Genomic DNA, 24542 nt, shown 5'->3' on the forward strand with positions numbered 1-24542 from the left:
TGAAAAAAACCTCCTTCACAAAAGTGAAGGAGGTTTTTAGACAACTACAACCATTACAATTTAGGGTTTTTCCCATATTTATTGTCGTTAGGCTGACTGTCTTGGCATGTGAATACAATCAAAATAATTGACCCTACCAGAGGAATCAGAGCGATTAGAATCCACCATCCGCTTCTGCCTGTATCATGCAGTCTACGAGCCAGGACGGCCAAGGATGGCAGCAGGACAGCCAAAGAGTAAATGTAAGTCAATATCGGAGTTAAGCCGAAGAGACTATCGATCAGACTAATTACAAAGCTAACGATTACACTAAATAGGATAAACATCCAATACTCTGTACGTCTTGCTCTACCTTGAAATCCTACATAGTTTTTTAATGCATTTAAATACCATTGCATATATTTCTCACCTCCTTATAAAATCTAAATGTTGCTTTACAGTATCCGTAAAGTTGTCCTTGTAGGTATATCGGCAGGAAACATATAAAATTTAACTTGTAAAATTTTAACTTCAATCTGGAGAAATACGCAATACATTTATTAATGTTAATAATTCGATGAATAATTTATAAAAATAAAAAATTACATATTGAATTTTCCATATCCTTTGAATAATATAGAGGTACGGTTAACCGTCAGGTTTGAATCGTCCTTCTTAACAGAAGGTGATTTTATTTTTCAAATCAATTGAAAGCGCTTTAGTTATGGATGGGAGGGATAAGCAACTTTAAATTCGAGGCTGAAGAAGTTAATACAAACATAATCCTGACGGCTTTCTCAATATTTTTTTATGTTATCAGGGATGTTCAAAACGAGAGGAGATTGATTTATGAAGCAAACATTCGTTCGTAAATTAACGGCAGCTTCACTCGCAGGTGCGCTGTTGTTGCCTGCTTCTTTGGTAGGCGCCGAGCAAACACTCAATTCAGATACAGATGGAATTCAAAATGTGGGGCAAACTTCCCTTCAAGCTCAAGACCTAGAAAACTTTTCAATTCAAAGTAAAAAGGCTGTCTCTTTCAAGGAGACTTCCGTACATGATCCATCCATCCTGAAAGTAAAAGACACCTTTTACATTTTTGGCTCCCATCTGGCGGCTGCCAAGTCCAAAGACCTCATGAATTGGGATACGATTGCTACAGGAGTGGCGAATGGTAATGCATTGATTCCCAACGTCAAAGAAGAATTAAAGGAAGCGCTGGATTGGGCACAGACGGACACGCTGTGGGCAGCTGATGTCATTCAACTGGCAGATGGCAAGTTCTATATGTATTATAACGCTTGTAAAGGTGACTCCCCGCGTTCAGCAATGGGCCTGGCAGTTGCTGATAAAATTGAAGGGCCTTATAAGAATAAAGGCATTTTTCTAAAATCTGGCATGTGGGACCAACCGAGTGAGGATGGGACGATCTATGACGCAACCAAGCATCCGAACGCCGTGGACCCGGACACCTTTTATGATAAGAACGGCAAGTTGTGGATGGTATATGGCTCCTACTCAGGAGGCATCTTCATTATGCAGATGGATGAAAAAACAGGGAAGCCGCTCCCTGGTCAAGGCTACGGGAAAAAGCTGACAGGCGGCAACCATGCTCGCATGGAAGGGCCGTACATACAATACAGTCCACAAACGGACTACTATTACTTGTTCCTGTCGTATGGTGGATTGTCGGCGGATGGCGGATACAACCTGCGGGTGGCTCGGTCAAAAACACCGGATGGTCCTTTCTACGATGCTGAAGGCAACGATATGATCAAGGTCAAGGCGAATCCGGACAAACCTCTTTTTGATGACGCTTCCATTGAACCATACGGTGTCAAACTGATAGGTAATTACATGATTCCAAGAGAAATTGGCGATCCGGGTACAGGACTGGGTGCAGGCTATGTGTCGCCCGGACACAACTCGGCTTATTATGATCCCAAGACGAAAAAGCATTTTGTCATTTTCCATTCCCGTTTCCCGGGGAGAGGCGAACAGTTTGAAGTGCGGGTACATGAAATGTTCATGAACGCTGACGGTTGGCCTGTGGTTGCTCCTTATCGTTATTCGGGAGATGAGGATTCACTGAAAAAGCTGTCAGAAAAGGATGTCCTCGGTCAATATTCGTATGTAAATCACGGGAAGGAAATTTCGGCGAATATTAAGCAAGCTGTTACTGTCAATCTGGATCGCGGTGGCAAACTGTCTGGTGGAGTGAACGGTACATGGAAGTTGGGGGCAGGCAATCAGTTGGAAATTACAGCAGAGGGCACGAAGTACAAAGGTGTATTCCTGCGGCACCGTGATCCAGACACAGGTGCCAAGACGCTTGCTTTTACCGCATTGTCCTCCAAGGGTGTTGCGGTATGGGGTTCGCTAAAGCTTGACCTGAAGGCCAGCAAGATTGTAGCTGCTGTGCAGAAGGATCTGAGCCTGGGCGATACGAGCAATGTTCTTTATAATCTGACGCTACCTACTCAAGCAGCACAAGATACCACTATTTCATGGGAGTCCACCCACCCGGAGAATATTTCTGTGACAGGTGATGTATACCGTCCAGAAGCCGGTTCTCAGCCTGTAACAGTTACATTGACGGCGATCATTAAAAAGGACAAAGCCACCGCTAAGAAAAGCTTTACAGCTATTGTTCCCGGGCAGGCCCAAGGTCCTCAGCTCGCACGCTATTCGTGGAGTGAAGATCAAGGAACTACGGTTGTCGACAGCACATACAATCAATTTGATGGTAAGACCTATGGTGGTGCTGCGTGGGATAAAGACGGGAAGCTTGGCGGTGCGCTTGTCCTAAACGGTAAGGATGGTTACGTGCAACTACCAAATACAGTAACAGATGCGAAGGATTTTACCTTTTCCGCTTGGGTGAACTGGAAGGGCGGTACAGCTTGGCAACGGATTTTTGACTTCGGCAACGGCCAAGCCCGGCATATGTTTCTTACCCCTTCCCAAGGTAGCGGTGTACTCCAGTTTACAATCCATGAGGGTACGGATCAAAGCTTGCTTTCCAAATCATCATTACCGCTAAACCAGTGGACGCATGTAGCGGTTACACTGGAAGGGAATGCAGGGAAATTGTATGTAAATGGTGAGGAAGTAGCTGTTAATGACGGTATTACCTTTAATCCCAATGAGTTGCTGACGAGCGAGGCTTATCTCGGCAAAAGCCGCTTTGCCGCCGATGCTTACTTCAATGGCTGCCTGGATGAAGTTCAATTGTATAACAAAGCGCTGACAGCAGAGGAAATTAAAGCACTGGCAGAATTGTAGTTCAAAATAAGCAAATAAACGTAGGAGATGGGCTTTTATTAAGAAGTTCGTCTCCTACGCAATGTTTTGTATATTTATTTCTTGATTGCTGGTATAATAGGAAGCAACTGCGGATATAATGTTTTAAGTAGGCGTTAATGACTCGCTCCCGCCGAATGAACACAGCTTTGAAGCAGCAATAGAGAACATAAGCACTCTGCATAAATTAAATTCACCAGTGCTTGCGTTTTCAATACACTTATGGTAATATGAGTATATTGAGATTGTGACCTGAGATTCGCATATTGTAGAGGGCTATTGTTTTAGGTTGAAATAACCTTGTGCAATATGTGAATTTTTATTTGTAAAAAATAAAGGTCATATAAATACATTTTGGAGGTAATTCCATGCAAACAGGTACAGTTAAATGGTTTAACGCAGAAAAAGGTTTCGGTTTCATCGAGGTTGAAGGTGGAAGCGACGTATTCGTACATTTCTCCGCAATCCAAGGCGAAGGTTTCAAATCTTTGGACGAAGGCCAACGCGTAGAATTCAACGTAGTTGAAGGAAACCGTGGACCACAAGCTGAGAACGTTGTAAAACTGTAATTTTAAATTACAGCCTACTTCAGATGCCCCGAACATAGCGTTTGGGGCATTTGTTTTTATCTGTTCATAAGACCGTTTTTGAACTGATTACATCTTATCGCTTTATAAATCATGAAGAAAGAGGGATGTTTATGTACAATTCACGGAAAAAGCCAATGGATGAGATTCCTGAGGAAATTACAACTGTCTGGAATTGCGCCAGCGATACATGTAACGGCTGGATGCGAGATAACTTCGCTTTTTCTGTCGAGCCGACATGCCCCATTTGCGGTTCTGCCATGGTGAAGGGCGAGAAAAAGCTGGCTGTTTTAAATAATACGAGCTTCAACCATACCAAACAATCCTAAGCGGATAAATGTTTGTAGTGAAAGATGCCCCATAGCCATTAACGGCGCTGAGGCGTCTTTTTTGTTTTTTATAAATATAAATTATACATAAGGATGAACAGGTTTTCAATTATGTGTGGAGGGTGGGGCTAGTATGCTCAGTAAGATAGAGTTAAATTCGGGTAGCGCTTCGTAAAACACACCGTGGCCACTTCGTTCGAAAGGAATAAGTCTTGATCCGGCAATTCCTTTTTGAGTTTGGACAGCCAGAGGGAAAGGACAGACCCGATCCAGCTTGCCGTGTAGAATCCAGGTGGGCACGTGTATACATGGCAAATCAGGGCGCAAATCAGAGTCACGTAGTGAGTACAAAGTACAAGCCATGCTATGAACTGTTGCCGCAAAGCCCTGGTCACGTAACCAGTCGCGTAAACTCTGGCTGACGGGATTAGCAAACAACATTTCGCCAAAAGAAGTTACCAGTTGTGGACGATCTGTATAGGCTTGTTTGATGAGTTTATCTACCTCTGTGACAGGAGTACCATAAGGAAAGTCGCTGGTTGGGGTGAATCGAGGCGTAGCTGCTCCGATCAAGATCAACTGATTGACGCCAAATCCCCGGTGCCTGCTCATGTAGCGTGTAACCACAGCTCCCCCCATGGAAAAACCGATCAGCCGTACCTGGTTTAACTGAAGTGCCTGCATCACAGCCAGCAGATCGTCTGCCAATCGATCATAATTGTATCCATGCCATGGTCGATCAGACTTGCCGAACCCCCTAAGGTCAACCTGAATACAGCGATACCCGTAAGCAGGCAACAAGGCGGACTGGTATTCGTACATTCGGTGATCCAGCGGCCAGCCGTGCACCATCAGAACAGGGATGCCTTCTCCAATATCCTCGACATACAGCTTCACGCCGCGCTCCACCTCAATATAATATCCCATCGTGTTCACCCCTTTAGAAATCACGAAATTTCGTTCTCTCTCACATATATGTAGCCAGGGCTTAGCTCATTCGAGAAAGGGATGAGACTATCACGATATAAGCATATAGGTTGGTAAAAAATGTATGTCATCCTGTATAGGGATAGGATATAATTATGGAATGAAACAGCATCGGGAGAGTGGAACAATGACACCATCAAAAACATTAAAATGGATTACAGGCGGATTGGAGCTATTTTTAGCTATTCCCGTTTTGGGCGGGCTGCTCGTCGTAAATTCCGCGTATACTATATTGTTCTTTATGCTGATTTTCCACATTGTTACGTTGGTGCTATCGGTGACGAATAGAGAGTCTTATTATGGATCTATTTTAGGGATCGTGACCTCGGTTATTGGATGGATTCCGATTGTGGGCTGGTTGATGCATTTGCTCTCAGGCATATTTTTGATGATTACCGCAGCTCAGCAGCCGCGTGATCAGTATCGTAATCGCAATCCTTATGATGATTATCGCTACTAGGGTAAGTGAGTGATACGAAGTTGAAAGATCCTGTTGAACAGGGTCTTTTTTTATTTATGAAATCTCCCCATGATAATGGTGTTGTAGTATTTGCCATCGGAAAGAACCTTATCGTTTTTTAATAACCCTTCGATTTCAAATCCATGTTTTTTATAGAGCTCAACGGCTTTATCATTCGTTTCCAAAACTTGTAGAGTCATTTTCTTGATGCCATTGGAGTCAGCCCAGAAAATAGACTCTTTTAAAAGATTTGTCCCGATCCCGTAACCCCAAAAGTCCTTTAGTACGCATACGCCAAATTCAACTTTATGAGAGAATCTGCTCAGAACATGGCCCTCACATCTTGAAAATCCGACGATTTTATCTTGAACTACTGCAACTAAAAATAGGTTTCTGTTATTCTCTGTATCCGTTTCGATGAGCTGTTTAAACCCGGATGTACTTATAAATGCTTCTCCCTTCTCTCTGTCTAAATTTTCAGTCTCTCCATCAATCAGCAAACGGATTTCAGACAAATTCTTCGCATCTTGAATCATGGCAGATCTGACCGTATAGCGCATTCCTTGTACATCAAATTCCTGTTGATTTATTTTCATTACGTTCTCCTTTTTATGGATTAGAGTGAAAAATGAATTCTGGATCATTTAGTCTACCATATTATCTTATTTACATGATCAATAAGCCTGTCTCCTTCTGTTGTATCACAGCAGGGGACAGGCTTATTGTCGTCTCTATCCGTACAGGGAAGCCGGACGGAAATTTATTATACATGAGTGGATGTGCCAAAACGGGAGCTGTAGCTATTTCTATTTAGCAGAGGCTTTAGCTGCATTGGTTTTAGCAGGAGCTTTGGCTACATCTCTTTGAGCAGGAGCTTTACCTGCATCCGCTTTACCGCCATCTACTGGTGGCTTGGATGGTTTCACGCCATTCACCATGTCTGTCATCATTTGTTTTAGATTAGAGACGCGTTGGTTATATTCGGTTGCTGTAATTTTGCCGTTTTGTTTTTCCGTAGCCAGTTTCGCTTTCATATCCGAAACCATCACATCAATAACAGAATTTACACTTACGCCTTGTGCTTTGGCGATTGTAGCAAGGGATTTACCTGCTTTCAGCTGTGTATCCAATTGACTGGAGGATAATTTTAATAATTTCAGGAGAGCTTTGTTCTCAGCATAATTTCCTCCTGTGATTTTAGGACCGTTAGCATCACCAGGGTTACCCTTAGGTGCCTGTGCTTTGTCTGCAATGGAAGCCTTCTCAGGTGTAGTGGAAGCAGCATGAGCTGCGCTTGTGGAGTACAGTGCTCCGCCTCCTAAAAATGCCAAGGCCATCGTTCCAGCCAAAATTGCCTTTTTGGTGCTCTTCATCTTCATTTTCCACCTTTCGGTTATGGGTTGTTTGGTACGTGGTACATCATAAGGGATCAACTTGAATGCTATCTGAGCGCAAGCTGAGCATTTACTGAATGAATTTGGAGAGCGTGACTAACTAACATTTTGGCTAATAGGGTACTTGTATTACGTGTATTAAGTGATATAATACACTATAGTCACGATAGATGCAGCCGATTAGGGGGAAACACCCATGGAAGAACAACGGGTTGGCTCGTTCCGATTTTTAATTGACTTTAGCCAGCCATTATATGAACAAATATTGAATCAAGTACGAAGCTCCATTGCTAAAGGGGAGATCGAAATGGGAAGCAAAATGCCGTCTGTTCGTGATCTGGCGCAGGAATTACGCATGAATCCGAATACCGTGATGCGAGCGTATCAGGAGCTGGAGCGGGACGGATTGACTGAGAAACGACGTGGTCTAGGTACTTATGTTACGTCATCCAGTGAGCGGATTGCCAGCTTTCGGGAACAACTGGCTATGACGTATATAGATCAGTTTCTCGGACAGATGAGCAGCCTGGGACTATCTTGGGAAGATGTTCAGCAGTATATAAGAAGCAAACAGGACGGAAACGATGAGGAAGGAGGCGAAAGGGCATGACAGAGTCTGTAGTGGTTGCGAATCATCTGATGAAGCAATATGGCAGTAAAAAAGCATTGGACCAATTGGATGTTGTCATTCCGGCAGGACGCATAGTAGGCGTGCTTGGGCCCAATGGTTGTGGGAAGTCCAGCTTCTTTCGAGCGATCACTGGATTGATTCAGCCGGATGGGGGCGAGCTTCAGGTATTGGGCCGACAGCCTGGTTGGGAAACCAACGGGGATATATCCTATCTTCCTGACCGGGCACGCTGGTACCCCAATCATACAGTTCAGCAGACGCTGGAATGGGGGAAGTCCTTTTTGCCTGGCTTCAATATAAAAGATGCCTATAAACTTGCTGATCATATGGACGTGGAGTTGGAGTTGAAAATGGCCGGGTTGAGTCGCGGACAGGAGGCACGTGTGCTACTGATTTTATGTCTGGCACGTGAGGTTCCACTCATGATCCTGGATGAACCGTTCGCAGGTATTGATGTCCTCTCCAGAGAGGCGATTGTGGCCGGGATTATTGATTATTTGGAGGGTCGGCAGCAATCTATACTCATTAGCACGCATGATATTCAGGAAGTGGAAGGCTTGTTTGACTACACGGTCATGATGGACCGCGGACGGATCATATGGTCTGGTGATTCGGATGATTTGCGTGCAGAGCATGGCTCGCTAAATCAGGTGTTCCGCAATTTGTACAAAAAGGAGTGGAAGGCGTGAATTCATCAGGGCTGTTCAAAGATTTAATACGCCATGAATTTCGAAATAAAGGAAGCTGGAGAAAACAGAGCCGCAATCGATTACCGAGATCGTGGAGACTTGTGTATTTCTCACTATTTCTCATTGCGGCGTTCGCTATTTCCTTGTACTTCGCGCTTCACAACCAACTCGAATTGACAAGGCTGTGGTATGTGACCCTGGGCCTGCCGTACATGATCATTTTCATGGGTGTGGGAAGTTTGAGGAGAGAATGGGAAAATGACACCTACGGATGGTGGCTGACCCTTCCCTATCCGCGCATGTGGCTGATTAGCGCCAAATGGATTGCGGCTATTTTACAAACCATTGTTGTAATATTGCTTCTGTTTGTGGTGGGTTCTCTGTACGCGTTGTTCATCTCATCAACCATACAGTCTTATACGTTTACGGATGCAGTGTCTTTTATTATAGCCGGATTGAACTGGTTTGTGATGATTATCGCCTTCACGCCGTTGGTTATTGCGCTGGGTCTGTTGACGGCCAGTACCCAATACAGCACCTTGCGGCCGCTCAGCCCGATACTGTGGATTCTTTTAATGGGTGGAGGGAGTGTCTTTTATTGGTCAGGCGATCAGCGGATTTATGAGCAGTTTGATCGTGTTCAGAACGGACAGTGGTTTCCATTTACCTGGCATTTCCCAGTTGCGGTGTTGATCAGTTGGGTTGCTGCGTATGTATTAATCCGCTTGAACGCTTATTTGCTGGAGAGAAAACTGTCGATTTAGGCTAGCGTATCTACAGGATCTATGAGGAAGGAGTTACTACACCATGACGACGATATTTATATATGGTTTGATAGCTGTTCTGGTGGGGCTGATGATCTGGTTAAGAACCAAGAGACGAAGGGGGCCGGTAAAAGGAAACGGAATTCGGATTCTGCTCCCTTTGTTTATCGCATTCCCGCTTATGATGATGTCTGTGTACCAATTAATGCATATTCCCGGACAAACGTACGCGCCCCCCGCCTTTTGGGAACTGCTGATTGCTGGGCTATTAGGGGCTCTGTTTGGCTATGTTATTTTGCTGCATACAGCGTATGAAAGACGGGATGACGGCCTTATTTATCCCAAGCCGAACCAATATTTTAAATATATTATTATCGCTATTATCTTGATTCGCGTTGTTTTGACCCAGTATCTCAGTAGTTTGGGTGCGACGGAAATTAGCATGCTGGCAATTACAATGGCGCTGGTGTATATCTCAATCTGGCGAATCGGGAGCTTTATCAAGTTTCGGAGAACGTTATCCGTATAACAATAGCAATGGGGTTAACAGCGGCTTACTATTCAAAAAGCGTTCATTCGCTTGGCGATAGGAGCCGCTTTTTTTGAGTTTCGGCATTAGCAAGTTATCACACATTGTTATTGCTCCCCATATCCTTTATTCTAAGGCTTGTGGCTTGCATTGTAGCCGTACAAGTATAAATTTTTGAAAGGAGGGTTATTGAGGTTTCAAAAGATTTGAATGGGGTTTAAAGTTAGGTATGCGGGGAAAAATTGCTTTTTCGTGATTAGGTGTAACTTTATTAGTTACATAAAAAGGAATTGTATTCATATTTTATTTTACAGGTTGAGAGGGGCTTACATTCATGAAAAAACATACGGTTACTGCTGCACTCGCTGGTTTGCTTGTTCTGTCTTCTGCTGTACCGGCTTTAGCGGCCGAGGTAAAACCTGCTACGGGTATTCAGGTTTGGGTAGATGGCAAGAAGGAGGCTTACAAAATTGCACCTATCGTGAGAAATAAGCAGGTCTTAATTCCCCTGAGACAATTGGCCTCCAGTTTGGGAATTCCGTTGGATGCCAAGCATATTACATTCAATACGGCGCGACAAAGCACGACCATCCGATATGATCAGGCGACGGTTGTACTGGTGTCTGGCAGTCCGGAGGCGCAAATCAACGGGATTAAAGTGCCACTGTCCACCTCGACCATCTTGACCAAGCAAGGGGTAACCTATGTACCGGTTGATGTCGTCAAAGAAGCGTGGGGCAAGCAAGTGATTTGGGACCCGGCCAGCCAGACCTTGCAAATCGGGGTGAGCAATAAGGATAAGGTTGTAGAGATTCTGAAGAGCTTTGAAACGGGTGATACGAAAGCAGCTGAGGCTTGGATCAGCAAAGATCAGTACATTCAGCATAATCCGAGCTTTGCTAGCGGGAGAGATGCCTTTTTGCAAGGGATTAGCCAATCAAAGGGAGCCAATGTGCTTGTTGAAATCCAGCGGGTTATTCAGGATGGCAATGTTGTAGCAGTACATTATAAAAAGTCCATTGCAGGGAAAACAAGCATTGCTTTTGATATTTTCCGCTTCGATAGCAATGGTAAAATTGTTGAGCATTGGGACAACGTGCAGGACTCGGCTCCAGCCAATCCAAGCGGACACACCATGATTGATGGAGCAACACAAATCGCGGATCTCAACCAAACTGAGACCAACAAAGCGCTAATCCGCAAGTTTGTGGATGATGTTCTGGTTGGCAAAAATCGTGCTGCATTGGAAAGTTATTATAATGGTGATCAGTACATTCAGCATAACCCTCTTTTTGGTGACGGTGTATCCAATTTGAAGCAAGCATTTTCCGCAGCGGGAAGCCAAGGAGCTTCCTTTGGATATGGTCAGGTTCACATGGTTATTGGAGAAGGCAACTTCGTGCTGGTTGTGAGTGAGTTGACATCGCCTAAGGGAACTTCGGCCGCTGTCTATGATCTGTTCCGGGTAGAGAACGGCAAGGTAGCAGAACATTGGGACGTAGTTCAGGAGGTTCCAGCTAAAACAGAGTGGAAAAATACAAACGGTAAGTTTTAAAAAAGTGCGTTTGGAGTAAGGTCTGATTGGCACGCTTTCCCAACCGTCCTTTTCCTGTTAAAATGATGCAAACATATAACAGGGGGTTGAACGATGGAAGGCTTGAAGCAACGTGTGGGCTGCCTGCACGCGCATCACTCGAATATAGCCTATATGGATCGGGCTTTTGCTTCTTATGAGGTGGAGCTGGTACATTTTGTGGACCCAGGGCTTATGCGCCGGATCTCGTCAGATCCGCATTTTTCTGCGGACGATGCGAGTCGCAAGGTAGAAGAGCAACTGAGATGGATTGCTCAAAGTGACATAGACGTTATTTTGATAACGTGCACGAATTATACCGTTTTGGCGGAAAAGACTCAATTGACCATGTCTACACCCATAATCGCGCTGGATGAGCCCTTTTTTCATGAGATATGCGATGATTTGCTGCCACGGACCTTGGTATTCACGAATCCGGCTACCGTAGAGGGGACGATGAAGCGTCTTTATCATACCGCTACTCTGTTAGGTAAACCGGATATCTCTTCTTTGATAGAGGTCAAGGTGGTGGAGGACGCTTTTGAATTGATTATGCAGGGACGTAAAGACGAGTATAAGGAACTGTTGGTTCGTTCACTGTATGAGTTGAGGGAAGCTGATCCAAGCAGAGGGCTGGCTGTAGCACAGTTGTCTATGGTTGATGCTGCGTTACAAGTGGAGCTGGAGACGGGGCAAACGATTGGCAATCCCCTACGGTCATTGTCGAATTTAATTGAGGATTTGTTAGGTTAAAAAGTATAACCAAAAGAACTTCCAACCCGTGTACTGGGACTGTGGAAGTTCTTTTTTTTGGAGGTCGGCGAGCAGGTTACTTCTGCGTTGTTCATCACAGATTCTGTTGATCTTGGGTGATGAATGCTGCGCCTGCCGATTCTCTTTGGACAAGCGTAACGTATAAACGTTCATGCTCCACGTCTTCCCCAGCAATGATTTTGAGAACTTGTTCGGCAGCTACAGCGCCCCATTTACGCTTGGAATAGTCAATCGTTGTCAGACGGGGCTGAATATATTGCGCCAGTTCGATATTATCAAAGCCGACGATATGAATATCCTTGCCAATCGTCAGTTCTGACTGAGCCATTCGATTGTAAAAGCCCACTGCCATTTCATCATTGAGACAAAATACGGCTACAGGTTCCGAACTTGGGCCAACTTGTTGCTGCAAAATGATCTCAGCCGCCTGTTCGCCGCCCGATTTCTCAAAATCGCCGTCAATTTCGATCATTTCAGCCACGCCGCTACGCTCAACGGTCTGCTTGACCGCCTGCATCCGTTGCCATGAATCGTAAGAACCTTCTGGTCCGGTAACCACATATAGCTTACGGTGTCCCAATTCCAATAAATGTTCTATGGCGAGAGCGGCGCCCGCTTTGTTATCCAGCAGCACTTGGTTAATGTTAGGATGATTCAGTTCACGGTCCAACACGACAATTTTATGTCCTCGCTCGGCGTAGTTCAGTAGCTCCTGACTATCAAACGTCTGATCCAGCACAATGGCGCCGTCGATCATGCGTTCCGGCAACATTCGGTGAGACTGCTTACCGCTGCATACGATGAGATCATAGCCCTTGCGGTTTAAAATTTCCTTGATGCCGTACAGTAAATCTCCATAAACGTCTCCACGAAAGTCAGTTAGGAAAACGCCAATAATTTTGGTCTGCCTTTTCTTGAGATTACGTGCGGCGGCATTGGGCACATAGTTAAGCTCTTTGGCAATGGCTAAAATACGTGCGCAAGTTTCTTCTGTTACCTTATCGCTACCATTCAAGGCATATGAAACGGTAGATATGGAAACGCCCGCCTGTTTGGCGATATCTTTAATGCTGACCACATCGTCACCTCCTTGTCGTCCGTCTTATCATTGCTACTGTATATTCATTATTAACCACATATCTATTCCAAAATGTCGTAGTCCTACACCTAAGCAGCAAAGGGCGATCCTGCAAGATCGCCATCCCTTTGTTGCCTATACCAGATTAGCATCAGAAACTCTTTATAAAATAATCTCCAGACGGTGTACACCATCATGCTCTGCCAAGGCTTGCTCGAAAATCTCGCGTTTGATGCGCAAGGCACCGGAGCGGTAGCGATTATCATCGGCTGGCACGCTTTCCAGTGGTGTTCCGTTTAATACTGCACGGCCTTGCCCACTGCCAGTATGCTCTTGCAGCATGCGGTAGACGAAGGTAATTGGTTTTCCTGCAAAGGAAAATTCAAACTCCAATCCGTCGAGATGATCCGGCAGCACAGGGTCCAGGATCAGATCTTCGCCCGACTGACGAACACCAAGGACATTCGATATGAGTTGATTCATATAGATTCCTGGACCGCTGGAATAGATTCTCCAGCCGCCTTTGACGGGTACAGCTCCTTCACGCAGTTCGCCAAACCGTTCCTGTGCTTCATAGCGGGTGTTAAATTTACCGTCCGAGCTACTGAAATAGGCGTTGCTTTGGCGCCATTCGGCATTCGGTACGGACGCACGGATGCCGACCGGATTGATGAGCTTCAAGCTATGCCAGGCGTCATCCTTGCGTCCCAATTTGGCCATCGCTTCCGCAAAGCGGATATGGGCATGCACATATTGCAGTCCGACCTCACGTCCAAAGTTGGCCGCTTGCTCTGCGCGCTTGAAGTGCGAGCTCACACCGCCATCATACTGTGCAGGACGGTTCATCAGACGCACACCATCCGGGCAGAGGAACTGCTCACGGATGAGCTGCTCATGAGCCAATGCTTGCTCAGGCGTGAGCAGCTGGCTGATCATGCTGCGTGTCATCGGCAGCAAGCGGTAATGGATTCCCGTCTCGGTGTCAGACGGATGGAGCATCAGCTTAGGTTGACCGGGCTCTTCCATATACACGAAGCCCGGAATAATTCCGCTCTCCAGCATGTAGCGGTTGAAGTCTTTACGGATGCCATTAGCCATTTGATGTAGATCTTGTGCAATCTTGTCGGCTTCGCTTACTACACCCGCGGGGGCCTGCTCCAAAGCAGCGGCAAAGTTACTGATAACTTGGTAGGTGAGTGCAACCGTCCAGCTGCTCGCCATGTATTGCTTCAGCTGTGCATTGGCTGGCTGGAGGGTATCATCCCAATCGCCGTCGCCATAGGCCGACAAATACGTATCATGCAGGAAATTCTCTCGAATATATTCGATTTCCTTCAGGGCATGTTCCATGAGAGTCGCGGTCTGCTTGGTATAATCGAAAGTATGTCGATGGGTGTAAGGTACATTTTCTTCCAGAATACTGTAATCACGGGTAGCGGTCAAATAATCGCCCAGTACCTTGAGCGGCCAGACGATAATATCCCCATGGCTTTCTTCTTGCTGCACGTGAGTATAGTTGTCAAACATAAACCATTGCGGCCAGTTTCCGCTGTCCTCGTACTGATGGCTGAAAACAGTCAGCAGAATGGAACGAACCTCATCGAACTTTTGCACAGCTGAGAAATATTCCACAGGCCCCTGACACACATCGCGTGTTCCCCAGGCTGCACCGCCGTATTGCTCCAGACCGTGAGGCACGGAATAGTGAACAAGCATATTGTGGGTGTACCACCAGGCCACTGCGTTCACACGGAATAGCTCGCTCGTTTCGTGTTGACCCAGCGACAGATGGAAACCGTTCATAAGCTCGGCGAAATATGCCCGATAGTGCTCGCGCTCATCTTCAAAGGAAGCGTGACGCTCTTTGTGCGCTGATTCTTGCCCGGCTGAAAGTCCATTCAGCCAACCCTGCACGGTACAGGTCCATTCGCTGCTGTCACCCAGCTCTAGCACAACCAGAGATGCATCAGGGGAAGCATTACCCTGTAGCAGTGCGTGAGCGTCGCTCACATGCTGTAATGGAGCGCCCTCTATGTGCATTCGGTACAGCAGGTCTGGATAGGCTTCGGCACTCAGGGAAGCAGAGTCTGCCCGGAAGAGTAGGGCGTCGCCTTCACGTTCCATATGAAACGGAAGCTCATATTCGTTCACATGCATAGACATTTGCTGAGTGATGAGGAACGGATAGGTTCGGCCGCTTACCGCACGCATATGAAGCCGTACTTCTGGGCTATCGGCATTCGTATAGTTTGTAATAATGAATGTATCGTCAGCCGTTTTGTAGTACCAGCGCACATAATTAAAGCCAATCTCGAACAGGGAAGGCATCGTGAGCAGGCGGTATTTCCCTTGGATTCCGACATAAATGCGCTGACCGGATGTCTTGGGAATATTGAGCGCATTACGCGCATTGGTAATCATTTTGTTGAAATTCGTATTGCCGATTACGAGCTGGGAATTGAATACCCCGTACATATAGGAGGTGGTTGTAATGGTTTCTTCCTTACCTCCTGAGTAATGCCCGCCCATTAAAATGTGCCCGTGGGGACGCTCTACACGAAGCTCTTTGGATTTGAGTACAACATGCTCATAACTGTCCGTGAAAAAGGAAAGTAGTTCATCGCCATCCCGTTCTTCTTCCTGCCGTTTGGGGAAAAGTTGATTCACTTCGGCATCGGTGAAGTCCAGCGTACGCAACGGCTCACCGATGGTTTGAGCTGGGGCCACACGCCCTGCCTGAAGATCACTTGCCGCGTGTGTCGGTAAGCTGGTCTCAGAAGCGTCTGCTAGAACGGCAGTTACTTCGTCGCGTGCCTTTGCCACTAGTTCCTGATACTCCAGCTTTGTCACTGCGGCTGGATGATTGGGCTGGAACAGACCGTAAAAAGTAAAGCGAGCTTCCCCGGCAAGTTTCACTCGCTCGGACTGCAATGCGGTATAGGCGAATTCGTATTGGTATACTTCATTGGCGAGCGAGTCGCGACGGAGTGCTTCCGGCTCATTCGTTTCCTTGTACGATAGTCCAAAGAACTGAAATCCGTCAGTCGAGTAACCAATAGTGCGGGTTAACGAGCCTTGTTGAATGTATGGGAATGTCTGACTTTGGGGCTGGTTTTGACGTGAGCAAACGGTATAGCCTCTTTGTTCATCATGGTAGACGGTGTGGTCAATATATTGAGACAAATAAGCTTCATTACTGCGTACAGCAGCGGTATCGGCAATGCCGATATCCTGACCGTACACGACATCTGCTTCCACGTCATCGCCCTGTAGGGTTACATCCCAGAACCATACTCCCAGGCGGCTTAGCGTGAAGGTCACCTGGTAGCCTACACCAGCGGTGAAACCTTCCCAAATAATCTGCTGATCCGTTTGTCGAATTACTCCCGGTGAGCGAACTCCAAGCAGGGGAGTGATAATTACACCGGATGGACGGTGCAATCTCAAGTACAGATTGTTCAGGGAACCATCGACTGAATTGGTCAACAGTTGGTTGATCATCGTTGAGCCATGGGCGATCTTATACACATCACCGCTGCTCAAGAAGGTAAAAGACAGGTCGCCAGCCCGCAGCAAAATATTTTGATCCAGACTTGTATTCATCAAAGGGAACGCCTCACTTTCTTGTTTATTTCACTAACCGAAAACGGATTTCACTAGTATCTCGGCTGTTAGGTCCTGTAAAGACGGCAAATTCCCCGCTGTCACTGCTGAAGCTCAAATCTGCATGATGATAGCGCAGCTGAGGCTCGGTCAGTACAAATTCCACTTCCTGGCTTTCGCCTGGGGCAAGAAGGACTTTGCAGAAATCTTTCAGTTCTTTCATTGGACGAACCGTATCACCGCTGATATCACGAACATAGAATTGGACGGTTTCCTCGACCGGACGTGTTCCTATGTTCGTTACCTGCACTTTCACGGTCAGTTCCTGACCAGGTATAAGGGTATCCCCGGAAAGCTGTACGCTGTCATAAGCGACATCGGTGTAACTCAGTCCATAGCCAAACGGGAATAAAGGTTCGTTCGGTACGTCTAGATATTGAGACACATAGCGTTCTTTTGTATTCGGATCTAGCTGTGGGCGTCCCGTATTAAAATGATTGTAGTACACGGGCACCTGTCCGACCGATTGCGGGAAGGACATGGTCAGGCGACCCGTAGGTTCGGCATCACCGTACAACAAATCGGCAATCGCCGCGCCGCCTTCGCCACCAGGGAACCAGGCTTCCAGTACAGCGTCTGCTTCTTCAATAACACCGTGCAGATCCAACGGACGACCATTAAATAGTACGGCTACCATTGGCTTGTTCAGTGTCTTCAGGCGCTTCACCAGTTCCAACTGGGCTTGTGGCAAGCGAATATTGGAACGGCTGCCTGCTTCACCACTCATATCCGAGCGCTCTCCAAGCGCCAACACGATAACCTCTGCTTGGCTGGCAGCTTGCAGAGCTTCTGCATATTGCTCCTCAGTCATATCGTCGATAGAGCAACCTGCCGCAACGGTGAGCAGCGAGGAGGATATTTTCGATTGGAACCCGTCAACAACGCGAATAGCTTCCTCCTGCGAACCACTCCACGACCAAGAGCCTAGGATATCACCGCTCTCTGCAAAAGGTCCGATCAACGCAATATGTTGATTGCGATTCAATGGAAGAACGGAATCATTTTTGAGTAACACGCAAGATTTAATAGCTAATTCTTTGGCAACTGTGCGGTGAGCTTCGCAGAACACAACTTCACGTTCACGCTCAGGGTCTGCGCCACGTAGCGGATTTTCGAACAAGCCCAGCTTTTGCTTGAGCTTCAATATACGCATCACTGCTTCATCAATGAGCGCTTCATCCAGCTGTCCGCTGCGAACCAGCTCAGGCAGATGCCCGTTATAGCAGGAGGTCATCATTTCAATATCTACGCCAGCCAGCAGTGCCTTCTTCGCTGCCTCGCGCTCATCCTCGGCGATGCCGTGAGGGATAAGTTCCTTGATGGCGGCCCAATCCGAGATGAGTACACCATCAAAACCCCATTCATCACGAAGCAAGTCACGCATCAGGCGCTTATTGCCCGTTGCGGCTACGCCTTCTACGGTATTGAAGGACGTCATCACCATTTCGCAGCCTTCATCTAAAGCAGCTTTGTAGGAGGGGAGATAATACTCTCGTAGCTGCCATGCGGATACATCTACAGTGTTGTAATCCCGTCCGCCTTCACCAGCTCCATATGCGGCAAAATGCTTCACGCATGCGGCCACCCGGTCGGTATCGTTCGTCAGATCTTTACCCTGAAATCCGCGTACAAACGCACGGGCAAATTCGCTGTTGAGATAAGGGTCTTCCCCTGTAGATTCCATCACACGGCCCCAGCGCGGATCACGCACCAGATCGACCATAGGGGCGAATGTGACGTGAACACCGGATACAGCCGCCTCGCGAGCAGCAATGGTAGCGCTCTCTTCTGCAAGTTGCATATCCCATGAGCAACCAATGGCCAGCGGTATAGGGAAAATCGTTTTGAAGCCGTGTACTATATCTGCCATAATTAAAAGCGGAATACCCAGACGATTTTTACTCAAATGAGCCTGCTGAACACGAATCGCTTCCTTGGCCCCAGCGATGCCAAGCACGGAACCGACGTTATGGACATTTTTCTCTGTGATGCCGAGAGAAGCCATAGGGCCGGTAATTTGACTATCCGTTCCCGCTTCTTCAAAGAAGGCACCCACAAGCTGTAGCAGTTGATCGACTTTTTCTTCAAGCGTCATGCTTTCTAAATAGGAATTCAGGTGTTGTTCCATCATAATCCTCCATAAGCTGTATTGTTGGTGGACAGCTCTCTTTTTCAGATTCATGAGATTTTTTGGATAAAGATGATTCAAAAAAGTGCTGAACAGGCTAATAGCTAGTATAGAAGCTTAATGTTCTGTCGTATTATTAATCGAAACGTTTCTATTGTTGAACTCAGTTGGATTATATACGCTTTCAAATACAGAGTCAAATCCAATTCAGGGCGTTTTTATAGGATGAATAACGTAATAAAGATGAAATAAACGAAAAAAAGTCGGTATTCTGAGTAAATAAAAAATAACATTCCTATTGAATACGGTTTCAATTTGTTCTATAATGACTATCGAAACGTTTCTATTGAAGGTATGGTCCTTGTGCTTTAAACATAAGTGTTATAGCGGTATGCTTTAATCGCTAGGTATTTCCATGCATCAGGATTTTACAAAATTCGATTCTTGTCGTTTCAAAGTGCAATATATGGACGAACTAAATCATTTCGATCTATATAATGTTCATTGGAAGTTGCTTATTGAATTTTTGCAAAGTCCTCGTATTTGAATCCGTTATCATATTGCATGATCGGTAAACCGGTCATCTCGGGAGGAATTCGTATGATGAAAAGAACGTTAGGGATCATTTTGGCAAGTACCTTATTACTGGGAGGCGCGCTGGTGGGCTGCTCGTCCAAGGATGATTCGTCTGGCAAAGATGCGAACGGCAAGACGACCATAACCTTATGGGGTATGGGAGCAGAAGGAAAGCTGTTGCCTGAAATTGTGAAAGGTTTTGAAAAGGAAAATCCAGATATTCATGTTGAGGTACAGGCGTTGCCTTGGGATAACGCTCACGATAAGCTGCTGACAGCAGTTGCTTCAAAATCCGGTCCGGACGTGGTTCAGTTAGGTACATCATGGGTTCCAGAACTTGCGTCTGCGGGTGCATTGACGGATATTACCCCTTATATCAGCAAGTATCCTGAGCTGGAATCGAAGAATTTCTTCGAGGGTGCTGTAGGTACGACAAAATTTGAAGGAAAACCGGTCGGCGTGCCTTGGTACACTGAAACGAGAGTTTTGTTCTATCGTTCTGATCTACTGAAACAAGTCGGATATAATGAAGCACCTAAAACGTGGGAAGAGCTTTCCGATGCTGCCCAAAAGCTGGCGGCTCGGGGCAAAGGCAAATATGGCATCTCCTTTAGTGCAAAGGAGCAGTCTATGGGCTTTATGTTTGCTCTCCAGAACGGTTCCAAGCTGGTTGACGAGCAGGGAAATCCGCTGTTCAACCAACCACCGTTTGTAGATGCTGTGAAGTATGTAAATACCTTTTTCCAAAATGGCTCTAACGCAGTGGATATTGGAATTGACTCCGTTCAAGGCTTGCAAGGTGAAGGTATTGTTCCAATGTTTATCAGCGGTCCTTTTATGATTAAAGAAATCAAGAGCAAGGCACCAGAGCTGGAAGGTAAGTGGAATATAGCGGAGCTTCCTGGCAAAGTAAACAACCTGTCCGTTTTGGGTGGAGCGAATCTATCAATTATGCAATTCAGCAAGCACCCAGAGGAGTCGGCCAAATTCATGGCTTACATGAGCAAACCAGAAACGCAACTGAAATGGATGGAACTGTCCAGTAACTTGCCTGCGACTACTAAATCGTGGGAAGATGCCAAGCTTAAGAGTGATCCGATGCTTCGGACGATTCGCAAACAGCTAGATCATTCCGCAGCATTGCCGCAACTGGCTGCATGGGAAGAGGTTTCTCAACAATTTATCAAGAGCTTCGAGCGTATTTACCGCGGTCATGCCGATGTACAGAAGGAAATGGATGACTTTAATCAGCAGGCTGCAAGTATTATGAAGAAATAATGATCCATATCCGCCATTGTCAAAGGGAGTGAAGGCATGAAAGGAAGCTCGCAGAAGCTTGCGCCATACTTGTTTATCGGTCCCTCCATCATCCTGTTAACGCTGTTTTCGCTGTTGCCGATACTACTGGCGCTCGTGATCAGCTTCACGGATATGGATCTGTCCGGACTCGTTAATTATGATAGTATTCGCTTTATAGGTCTCGAAAATTATACAAACGTACTATTGGACCCTTCCTTTATAAAGTCCCTTGGTAATACCCTGTTCTTCGTCATCATCGGTGTTCCGTTGGTGCTGATATTTTCGCTTAGCATCGCGATTCTGATTAACATGGGTAAATCACGTGCTTTCAAAGTATTCCGCGTCGTGTTCTATCTACCGTCCGTAACGAATGTGGTTGCGGTCGCGGTCGTTTGGAGCTACCTGTATAATCCGACGCTTGGATTATTCAACTATGTACTTGGTTTGATGAATTTAGGTCCCGTCCCATGGTTGACCGATCCAACAGTAGCGAAAGTTTCGTTGATTGTGTTAGCAGTTTGGCGGGGCATCGGCTTAAACATGATTATCTTTATTGCGGCTATTAAAGGGATTCCGGGTTCTTATTATGAAGCGGCTCAGCTTGACGGTGCCAATACATGGCAGCAAATTCGTTATATTACGCTTCCGCAGCTTCGTTACGCTATTTTCTTCGTGTCCATCACGACGATGATCGGCTGGCTGCAATTTTTCGAGGAGCCGTTTGTCATGACCAAAGGGAAACCGCTCGATGGTACGCTGACGGCATCCCTGTTCATTTACAATAACGGCTTCCAATTTAGTAAATTCGGGTATGCCGCGGCGGGATCATTCATTCTGTTCTTCGCGATCATCGCGGTGACGCTGATTCAGTTCCGTTTGCAAAATAAAGCGGAGTCCTGATAGAGAGAGGTGATGAACGTGAAAACAGCTGTTCAGCAAGCCCGCGCCAATACGCGCAGTGGTGAAAAAACATTTCAATGGTTCGTGGCGACTCTCCTGACCGTGGGAGGTCTGTTGATGGTGCTGCCTTTTGCGTGGATGATTTTATCCTCCTTTAAGACTGAGGGCGAGGTAACTAAAATTCCCCCGACCATCTGGCCGCAGCATTTTACGCTGGATAACTTTAAATTACTATTCGATAGCATGGCTTTTGGTACCTATCTGACGAATACGCTGATCATTGTTTTAGCTTCCTTCTTCGGATTATTCCTGAATGCCATGGCAGGTTATGGCTTTGCCAAGTTCCAATTTAAAGGCAAAGGATTTCTGTTCTACCTGGTACTGGCAACAATGATGATTCCAGGTCAAGTGACGATGATTCCCGTCTATTTGATCCTGAACCAGATGGGATTGACTAATTCCATGCTGGGGATTGTCCTTCCTGGATTGGTAGGCGCGTTCGCGATCTTCCTGTTCCGGCAGTTCATGTCCGATATCCCGGAAGAACTGCTGGAGGCGACACGTCTTGATGGAGCAGGGGAGTTCCGTACTTTTCTGCAAATTGTATTGCCTATCTCGACACCAATTATCGCAGTACAGGCCATCCTGACTTTTATCGGCGGATGGAACAGCTTCTTGTGGCCGCTCATTATTGCGAACGATGAGAAGCTGTACACCTTGTCCGTCGGACTGTCACTACTCAAGGGACAGAATGAAAGCCAATTTGCCCTTCAAATGGCAGGCTCGACCTTCATGGTCGTTCCGATCATGATTATCTTCATTGTTTTCCAAAAGTATATTATTGAGAACTATACGATTTCGGGGATTAAGTAGTAGTTTAATACGTAAATTGATAAACACAAAAAAACGGAGGACTTCAAAGTTTAATCCAAAGAAGCCCTCCGTTTTTTGTGTTTTTGTTTTATAGAAAAATTGGAAAATCCTGACCAGCTCATATTCATTCTTAGAAGTTGCGGCCTCCAGAATCATTAGGGTATGCATTATATTAACAACGGCCGGCTTTTTTAGACAAGGCAAACTATACTTTTATTATATTTAATTGAAAATATCTCAAAAGTTATGTGTTAACAAATTTTACATAATTACCTCAAAAAAAGTATGGAGTGTAACGAAAAAAAATGATTATATTGGAAAAGAAATAAGAAAATACAAAAAAAGAGGTGAATCAAATTGTTCGATCCTATTAACCAAGCAGCTGAAGGTAGTGTATCTCCTATGACTTGCGTTCTCTGTGATACACAAGATCGTTGTGTAGGTTGTGATGCTACCGATTGGTTTTGTAGCAAAGAAAGTGGTCATTGGTGTACTAATAATGATAGCGATTAATTGAAGTAAAACTTGCAACGATAGGGCTTTCGAACACAGATAGTCAATTAGGAGGTCTGGGAACTAATCTTCTTGGACTTCTCTCCTATTTTGTAACTTTGAGAAGTATGCACAAGAATTCACCAAATTGGTTGTTCATTTTGAATCTTTGCTTCAGGCTAAAAAATATGGGGAAGCACGTCAGATATCGAACATTCTAAAATACTTGAAGATGATTCATTCTTCTTCTAAGCGAAATTATTTTTGTGGGGCGGTCTCGCATATGCTTGCCGTTGATGTGCATGGTAATCTTTATCCTTGTCAACGATTTGTTAATGAAAAGGATTACTCTTTAGGGAATGTAAGGGAAGGGATGGATGTAAGAAAGAAGAGTAGCTTGCTTAGTGAGATGCGTTTAGAGAAGAGAACTGTATGTGGAGAATGTTGGGCTAAGAATCTATGTGGTGGAGGTTGTCTTCAAGAAAATATGGTGCTTAGTGGTTCGATTAATGAGCCAGTGGATAGATACTGTAACTTTACTCGTAGTGCAATAATGGATTGTATGAAATTGTATTTACGATTAACTAAAGAAGATAAGAAAAACCTGTTCTCTGCCAAGCGTCAGCGAGAGCAACTATTGGAGGATGTCTCATTTGACAATTGATATTCAAGCTTTAAGTAAGTCATATGGTTCTCACCAAGTACTTAACGAGCTTCATTTCCACATTGATAATGGTATATTCGGACTGCTCGGAGACAATGGGGCGGGTAAGACCACTTTAATGAAAATTCTTGCCACTTTACTTAGATTCGACCGAGGGGAAGTTGAAATATTCGGATATTCTTTGAAAAAAGAACCGGATGCTATTCGTTCTTTACTGGGTTACTTGCCGCAGCATTTTGATTTTTTTCCAAATGTAACGATTTTGGAATCTATGAACTATTTTGCGGCTTTAAAAGGTATTCAAGGTAAGCGTCATATTCAAGAGGAGACATCACAGCGATTAATTGAGGTGGGCCTTATCGATCAAGTTCATAAAAAAATAAAACAGCTGTCTGGGGGAATGAAGCAACGCTTAGGAATTGCCCAAGCTATGTTAGGACAGCCTAAGTTGTTAATTGTTGATGAGCCTACGGTTGGACTGGACCCCAAAGAGCGAATTGCTTTTCGAAACTTGCTTCAGAATTATGGAGAAGGTCGGATTATATTGTTATCTACTCATATTGTTCCTGACGTTTCAAGCACATGTGACAAACTACTCGTTTTAAAAGAAGGCCGTAATCTGTATCAAGGGGCAATAGACGATATGATTCGAACTGTCGAGGGTAAAGTATGGTTGGTTGATGTTGGTAAACATCAATTAGAACAATTAAGCCAACAAGCTCGAATCACCTCCATTGTACGGAAGGAAGGAAGAATTCAGGCTCGATTATTGTGTAACCATCCTCCAGATTGTTGTACGGAAGTCACACCTGAAACGGCTAATCTTGAGGATGCGTATCTGTACATTTCCGATCCAGAGGAGAGTTAGCA

General features: G+C 45.5%; 22 protein-coding genes. 15 read left to right on the forward strand and 7 right to left on the reverse strand.

The genetic code is table 11. The annotated features are described in order from the left end of the window. Nucleotides 1-53: 53 nt before the first annotated feature. Entirely contained in the window at nucleotides 54-398 is a 345-nt protein-coding gene (locus tag NSQ68_RS01520) for a DUF805 domain-containing protein (RefSeq protein ID WP_307353802.1), read from the reverse strand. Between the two features lie 430 nt (nucleotides 399-828). Here NSQ68_RS01520 and NSQ68_RS01525 point away from each other — a divergent pair, with 430 nt between their 5' ends. The 3 genes from NSQ68_RS01525 to NSQ68_RS01535 all read left to right on the forward strand — a co-directional run bounded on the left by NSQ68_RS01525 (nucleotide 829) and on the right by NSQ68_RS01535 (nucleotide 4198). Further along, complete coding sequence (locus NSQ68_RS01525; RefSeq protein WP_342427758.1) at nucleotides 829-3264, forward strand: LamG-like jellyroll fold domain-containing protein; 2436 nt, start codon at nucleotides 829-831, stop codon at nucleotides 3262-3264. A 386-nt stretch (nucleotides 3265-3650) separates the two neighbouring features. After that, a complete protein-coding gene (locus tag NSQ68_RS01530) occupies nucleotides 3651-3851 on the forward strand; it encodes a cold-shock protein (RefSeq protein WP_007428290.1) in 201 nt (66 codons plus the stop codon). A gap of 131 nt (nucleotides 3852-3982) precedes the next feature. After that, nucleotides 3983-4198, forward strand: coding sequence for a cold-shock protein (locus tag NSQ68_RS01535; protein WP_013308357.1), 216 nt, complete (start codon nucleotides 3983-3985; stop codon nucleotides 4196-4198). Between the two features lie 105 nt (nucleotides 4199-4303). On the opposite strand, the gene NSQ68_RS01540 is transcribed toward NSQ68_RS01535, so the two are convergent. Further along, nucleotides 4304-5125, reverse strand: a complete 822-nt coding sequence (locus tag NSQ68_RS01540) for an alpha/beta hydrolase (protein ID WP_103048453.1) — start codon at nucleotides 5123-5125, stop codon at nucleotides 4304-4306. A 187-nt stretch (nucleotides 5126-5312) separates the two neighbouring features. On the opposite strand from NSQ68_RS01540, the gene NSQ68_RS01545 reads away from it, so the two are divergent. After that, nucleotides 5313-5645 (forward strand): hypothetical protein, encoded by a 333-nt coding sequence (locus tag NSQ68_RS01545; RefSeq protein WP_029516858.1) that lies wholly within the window; start codon nucleotides 5313-5315, stop codon nucleotides 5643-5645. Between the two features lie 50 nt (nucleotides 5646-5695). On the opposite strand, the gene NSQ68_RS01550 is transcribed toward NSQ68_RS01545, so the two are convergent. Together NSQ68_RS01550 and NSQ68_RS01555 are read right to left on the reverse strand one after the other, a co-directional pair. Continuing rightward, entirely contained in the window at nucleotides 5696-6241 is a 546-nt protein-coding gene (locus NSQ68_RS01550) for a GNAT family N-acetyltransferase (protein WP_342427759.1), read from the reverse strand. Between the two features lie 210 nt (nucleotides 6242-6451). Further along, a complete protein-coding gene (locus NSQ68_RS01555; protein WP_342427760.1) occupies nucleotides 6452-7018 on the reverse strand; it encodes a hypothetical protein in 567 nt (188 codons plus the stop codon). 217 nt (nucleotides 7019-7235) lie between these two features. On the opposite strand from NSQ68_RS01555, the gene NSQ68_RS01560 reads away from it, so the two are divergent. The 6 genes from NSQ68_RS01560 (at nucleotide 7236) to NSQ68_RS01585 (ending at nucleotide 11978) form a co-directional block, all read left to right on the forward strand. After that, nucleotides 7236-7649, forward strand: coding sequence for a GntR family transcriptional regulator (locus NSQ68_RS01560; RefSeq protein ID WP_307353807.1), 414 nt, complete (start codon nucleotides 7236-7238; stop codon nucleotides 7647-7649). Further along, nucleotides 7646-8359, forward strand: a complete 714-nt coding sequence (locus tag NSQ68_RS01565) for an ABC transporter ATP-binding protein (RefSeq protein WP_342427761.1) — start codon at nucleotides 7646-7648, stop codon at nucleotides 8357-8359. Before NSQ68_RS01560 ends, NSQ68_RS01565 begins: the two co-directional genes overlap by 4 nt. Next, nucleotides 8356-9123: an ABC-2 transporter permease gene (locus tag NSQ68_RS01570; RefSeq protein WP_342427762.1), complete on the forward strand. Its 768-nt coding sequence runs from the start codon at nucleotides 8356-8358 to the stop codon at nucleotides 9121-9123. The genes NSQ68_RS01565 and NSQ68_RS01570 overlap by 4 nt, the downstream gene beginning before the upstream one ends. A gap of 43 nt (nucleotides 9124-9166) precedes the next feature. After that, nucleotides 9167-9652 (forward strand): CcdC protein domain-containing protein, encoded by a 486-nt coding sequence (locus NSQ68_RS01575; RefSeq protein WP_342427763.1) that lies wholly within the window; start codon nucleotides 9167-9169, stop codon nucleotides 9650-9652. A 334-nt stretch (nucleotides 9653-9986) separates the two neighbouring features. After that, nucleotides 9987-11207 carry a nuclear transport factor 2 family protein gene (locus NSQ68_RS01580; RefSeq protein ID WP_342427764.1) on the forward strand — a complete coding sequence of 407 codons (1221 nt, stop codon included), beginning with the start codon at nucleotides 9987-9989 and terminating at the stop codon, nucleotides 11205-11207. A 93-nt stretch (nucleotides 11208-11300) separates the two neighbouring features. Then, on the forward strand, nucleotides 11301-11978 hold the full coding sequence (locus NSQ68_RS01585) for a hypothetical protein (RefSeq protein WP_342427765.1): 678 nt from the start codon (nucleotides 11301-11303) through the stop codon (nucleotides 11976-11978). Nucleotides 11979-12072: 94 nt separating this feature from the next. Here the strand turns inward: NSQ68_RS01585 and NSQ68_RS01590 are convergent, their stop codons facing one another. The 3 genes from NSQ68_RS01590 to bglX all read right to left on the reverse strand — a co-directional run bounded on the left by NSQ68_RS01590 (nucleotide 12073) and on the right by bglX (nucleotide 18868). Further along, a complete protein-coding gene (locus tag NSQ68_RS01590) occupies nucleotides 12073-13077 on the reverse strand; it encodes a LacI family DNA-binding transcriptional regulator (RefSeq protein WP_307353813.1) in 1005 nt (334 codons plus the stop codon). 162 nt (nucleotides 13078-13239) lie between these two features. After that, nucleotides 13240-16680 (reverse strand): cellobiose phosphorylase, encoded by a 3441-nt coding sequence (locus NSQ68_RS01595; RefSeq protein ID WP_342427766.1) that lies wholly within the window; start codon nucleotides 16678-16680, stop codon nucleotides 13240-13242. Between the two features lie 25 nt (nucleotides 16681-16705). After that, entirely contained in the window at nucleotides 16706-18868 is a 2163-nt protein-coding gene (bglX, locus tag NSQ68_RS01600; protein WP_342429046.1) for a beta-glucosidase BglX, read from the reverse strand. Between the two features lie 600 nt (nucleotides 18869-19468). On the opposite strand from bglX, the gene NSQ68_RS01605 reads away from it, so the two are divergent. The 5 genes from NSQ68_RS01605 to NSQ68_RS01625 all read left to right on the forward strand — a co-directional run bounded on the left by NSQ68_RS01605 (nucleotide 19469) and on the right by NSQ68_RS01625 (nucleotide 24540). Then, on the forward strand, nucleotides 19469-20722 hold the full coding sequence (locus NSQ68_RS01605; RefSeq protein ID WP_342427767.1) for a sugar ABC transporter substrate-binding protein: 1254 nt from the start codon (nucleotides 19469-19471) through the stop codon (nucleotides 20720-20722). Between the two features lie 36 nt (nucleotides 20723-20758). After that, nucleotides 20759-21643, forward strand: a complete 885-nt coding sequence (locus tag NSQ68_RS01610) for a sugar ABC transporter permease (RefSeq protein WP_013308374.1) — start codon at nucleotides 20759-20761, stop codon at nucleotides 21641-21643. A gap of 18 nt (nucleotides 21644-21661) precedes the next feature. Next, on the forward strand, nucleotides 21662-22516 hold the full coding sequence (locus NSQ68_RS01615) for a carbohydrate ABC transporter permease (protein WP_250245138.1): 855 nt from the start codon (nucleotides 21662-21664) through the stop codon (nucleotides 22514-22516). Nucleotides 22517-23240: 724 nt separating this feature from the next. Continuing rightward, nucleotides 23241-23672, forward strand: coding sequence for an SPASM domain-containing protein (locus NSQ68_RS01620; protein ID WP_342429047.1), 432 nt, complete (start codon nucleotides 23241-23243; stop codon nucleotides 23670-23672). Further along, on the forward strand, nucleotides 23653-24540 hold the full coding sequence (locus tag NSQ68_RS01625; protein WP_039274259.1) for an ABC transporter ATP-binding protein: 888 nt from the start codon (nucleotides 23653-23655) through the stop codon (nucleotides 24538-24540). The genes NSQ68_RS01620 and NSQ68_RS01625 overlap by 20 nt, the downstream gene beginning before the upstream one ends. The last annotated feature ends 2 nt before the right edge of the window (nucleotides 24541-24542 follow it).

This window comes from Paenibacillus sp. FSL L8-0158, from assembly GCF_038592965.1.
In the GTDB taxonomy this organism is placed as follows: Bacteria; Bacillota; Bacilli; order Paenibacillales; family Paenibacillaceae; genus Paenibacillus; species Paenibacillus polymyxa_D.

Bases quoted from the DNA above. Each gene is read 5' to 3' on its own strand.
- NSQ68_RS01520 (WP_307353802.1), bottom strand. From the start codon at position 398: ATGCAATGGTATTTAAATGCATTAAAAAACTATGTAGGATTTCAAGGT.
- NSQ68_RS01525 (WP_342427758.1), top strand. From the start codon at position 829: ATGAAGCAAACATTCGTTCGTAAATTAACGGCAGCTTCACTCGCAGGT.
- NSQ68_RS01530 (WP_007428290.1), top strand. From the start codon at position 3,651: ATGCAAACAGGTACAGTTAAATGGTTTAACGCAGAAAAAGGTTTCGGT.
- NSQ68_RS01535 (WP_013308357.1), top strand. From the start codon at position 3,983: ATGTACAATTCACGGAAAAAGCCAATGGATGAGATTCCTGAGGAAATT.
- NSQ68_RS01540 (WP_103048453.1), bottom strand. From the start codon at position 5,125: ATGGGATATTATATTGAGGTGGAGCGCGGCGTGAAGCTGTATGTCGAG.
- NSQ68_RS01545 (WP_029516858.1), top strand. From the start codon at position 5,313: ATGACACCATCAAAAACATTAAAATGGATTACAGGCGGATTGGAGCTA.
- NSQ68_RS01550 (WP_342427759.1), bottom strand. From the start codon at position 6,241: ATGAAAATAAATCAACAGGAATTTGATGTACAAGGAATGCGCTATACG.
- NSQ68_RS01555 (WP_342427760.1), bottom strand. From the start codon at position 7,018: ATGAAGAGCACCAAAAAGGCAATTTTGGCTGGAACGATGGCCTTGGCA.
- NSQ68_RS01560 (WP_307353807.1), top strand. From the start codon at position 7,236: ATGGAAGAACAACGGGTTGGCTCGTTCCGATTTTTAATTGACTTTAGC.
- NSQ68_RS01565 (WP_342427761.1), top strand. From the start codon at position 7,646: ATGACAGAGTCTGTAGTGGTTGCGAATCATCTGATGAAGCAATATGGC.
- NSQ68_RS01575 (WP_342427763.1), top strand. From the start codon at position 9,167: ATGACGACGATATTTATATATGGTTTGATAGCTGTTCTGGTGGGGCTG.
- NSQ68_RS01580 (WP_342427764.1), top strand. From the start codon at position 9,987: ATGAAAAAACATACGGTTACTGCTGCACTCGCTGGTTTGCTTGTTCTG.
- NSQ68_RS01585 (WP_342427765.1), top strand. From the start codon at position 11,301: ATGGAAGGCTTGAAGCAACGTGTGGGCTGCCTGCACGCGCATCACTCG.
- NSQ68_RS01595 (WP_342427766.1), bottom strand. From the start codon at position 16,680: ATGAATACAAGTCTGGATCAAAATATTTTGCTGCGGGCTGGCGACCTG.
- bglX (WP_342429046.1), bottom strand. From the start codon at position 18,868: ATGGAACAACACCTGAATTCCTATTTAGAAAGCATGACGCTTGAAGAA.
- NSQ68_RS01605 (WP_342427767.1), top strand. From the start codon at position 19,469: ATGATGAAAAGAACGTTAGGGATCATTTTGGCAAGTACCTTATTACTG.
- NSQ68_RS01610 (WP_013308374.1), top strand. From the start codon at position 20,759: ATGAAAGGAAGCTCGCAGAAGCTTGCGCCATACTTGTTTATCGGTCCC.
- NSQ68_RS01620 (WP_342429047.1), top strand. From the start codon at position 23,241: ATGATTCATTCTTCTTCTAAGCGAAATTATTTTTGTGGGGCGGTCTCG.
- NSQ68_RS01625 (WP_039274259.1), top strand. From the start codon at position 23,653: ATGTCTCATTTGACAATTGATATTCAAGCTTTAAGTAAGTCATATGGT.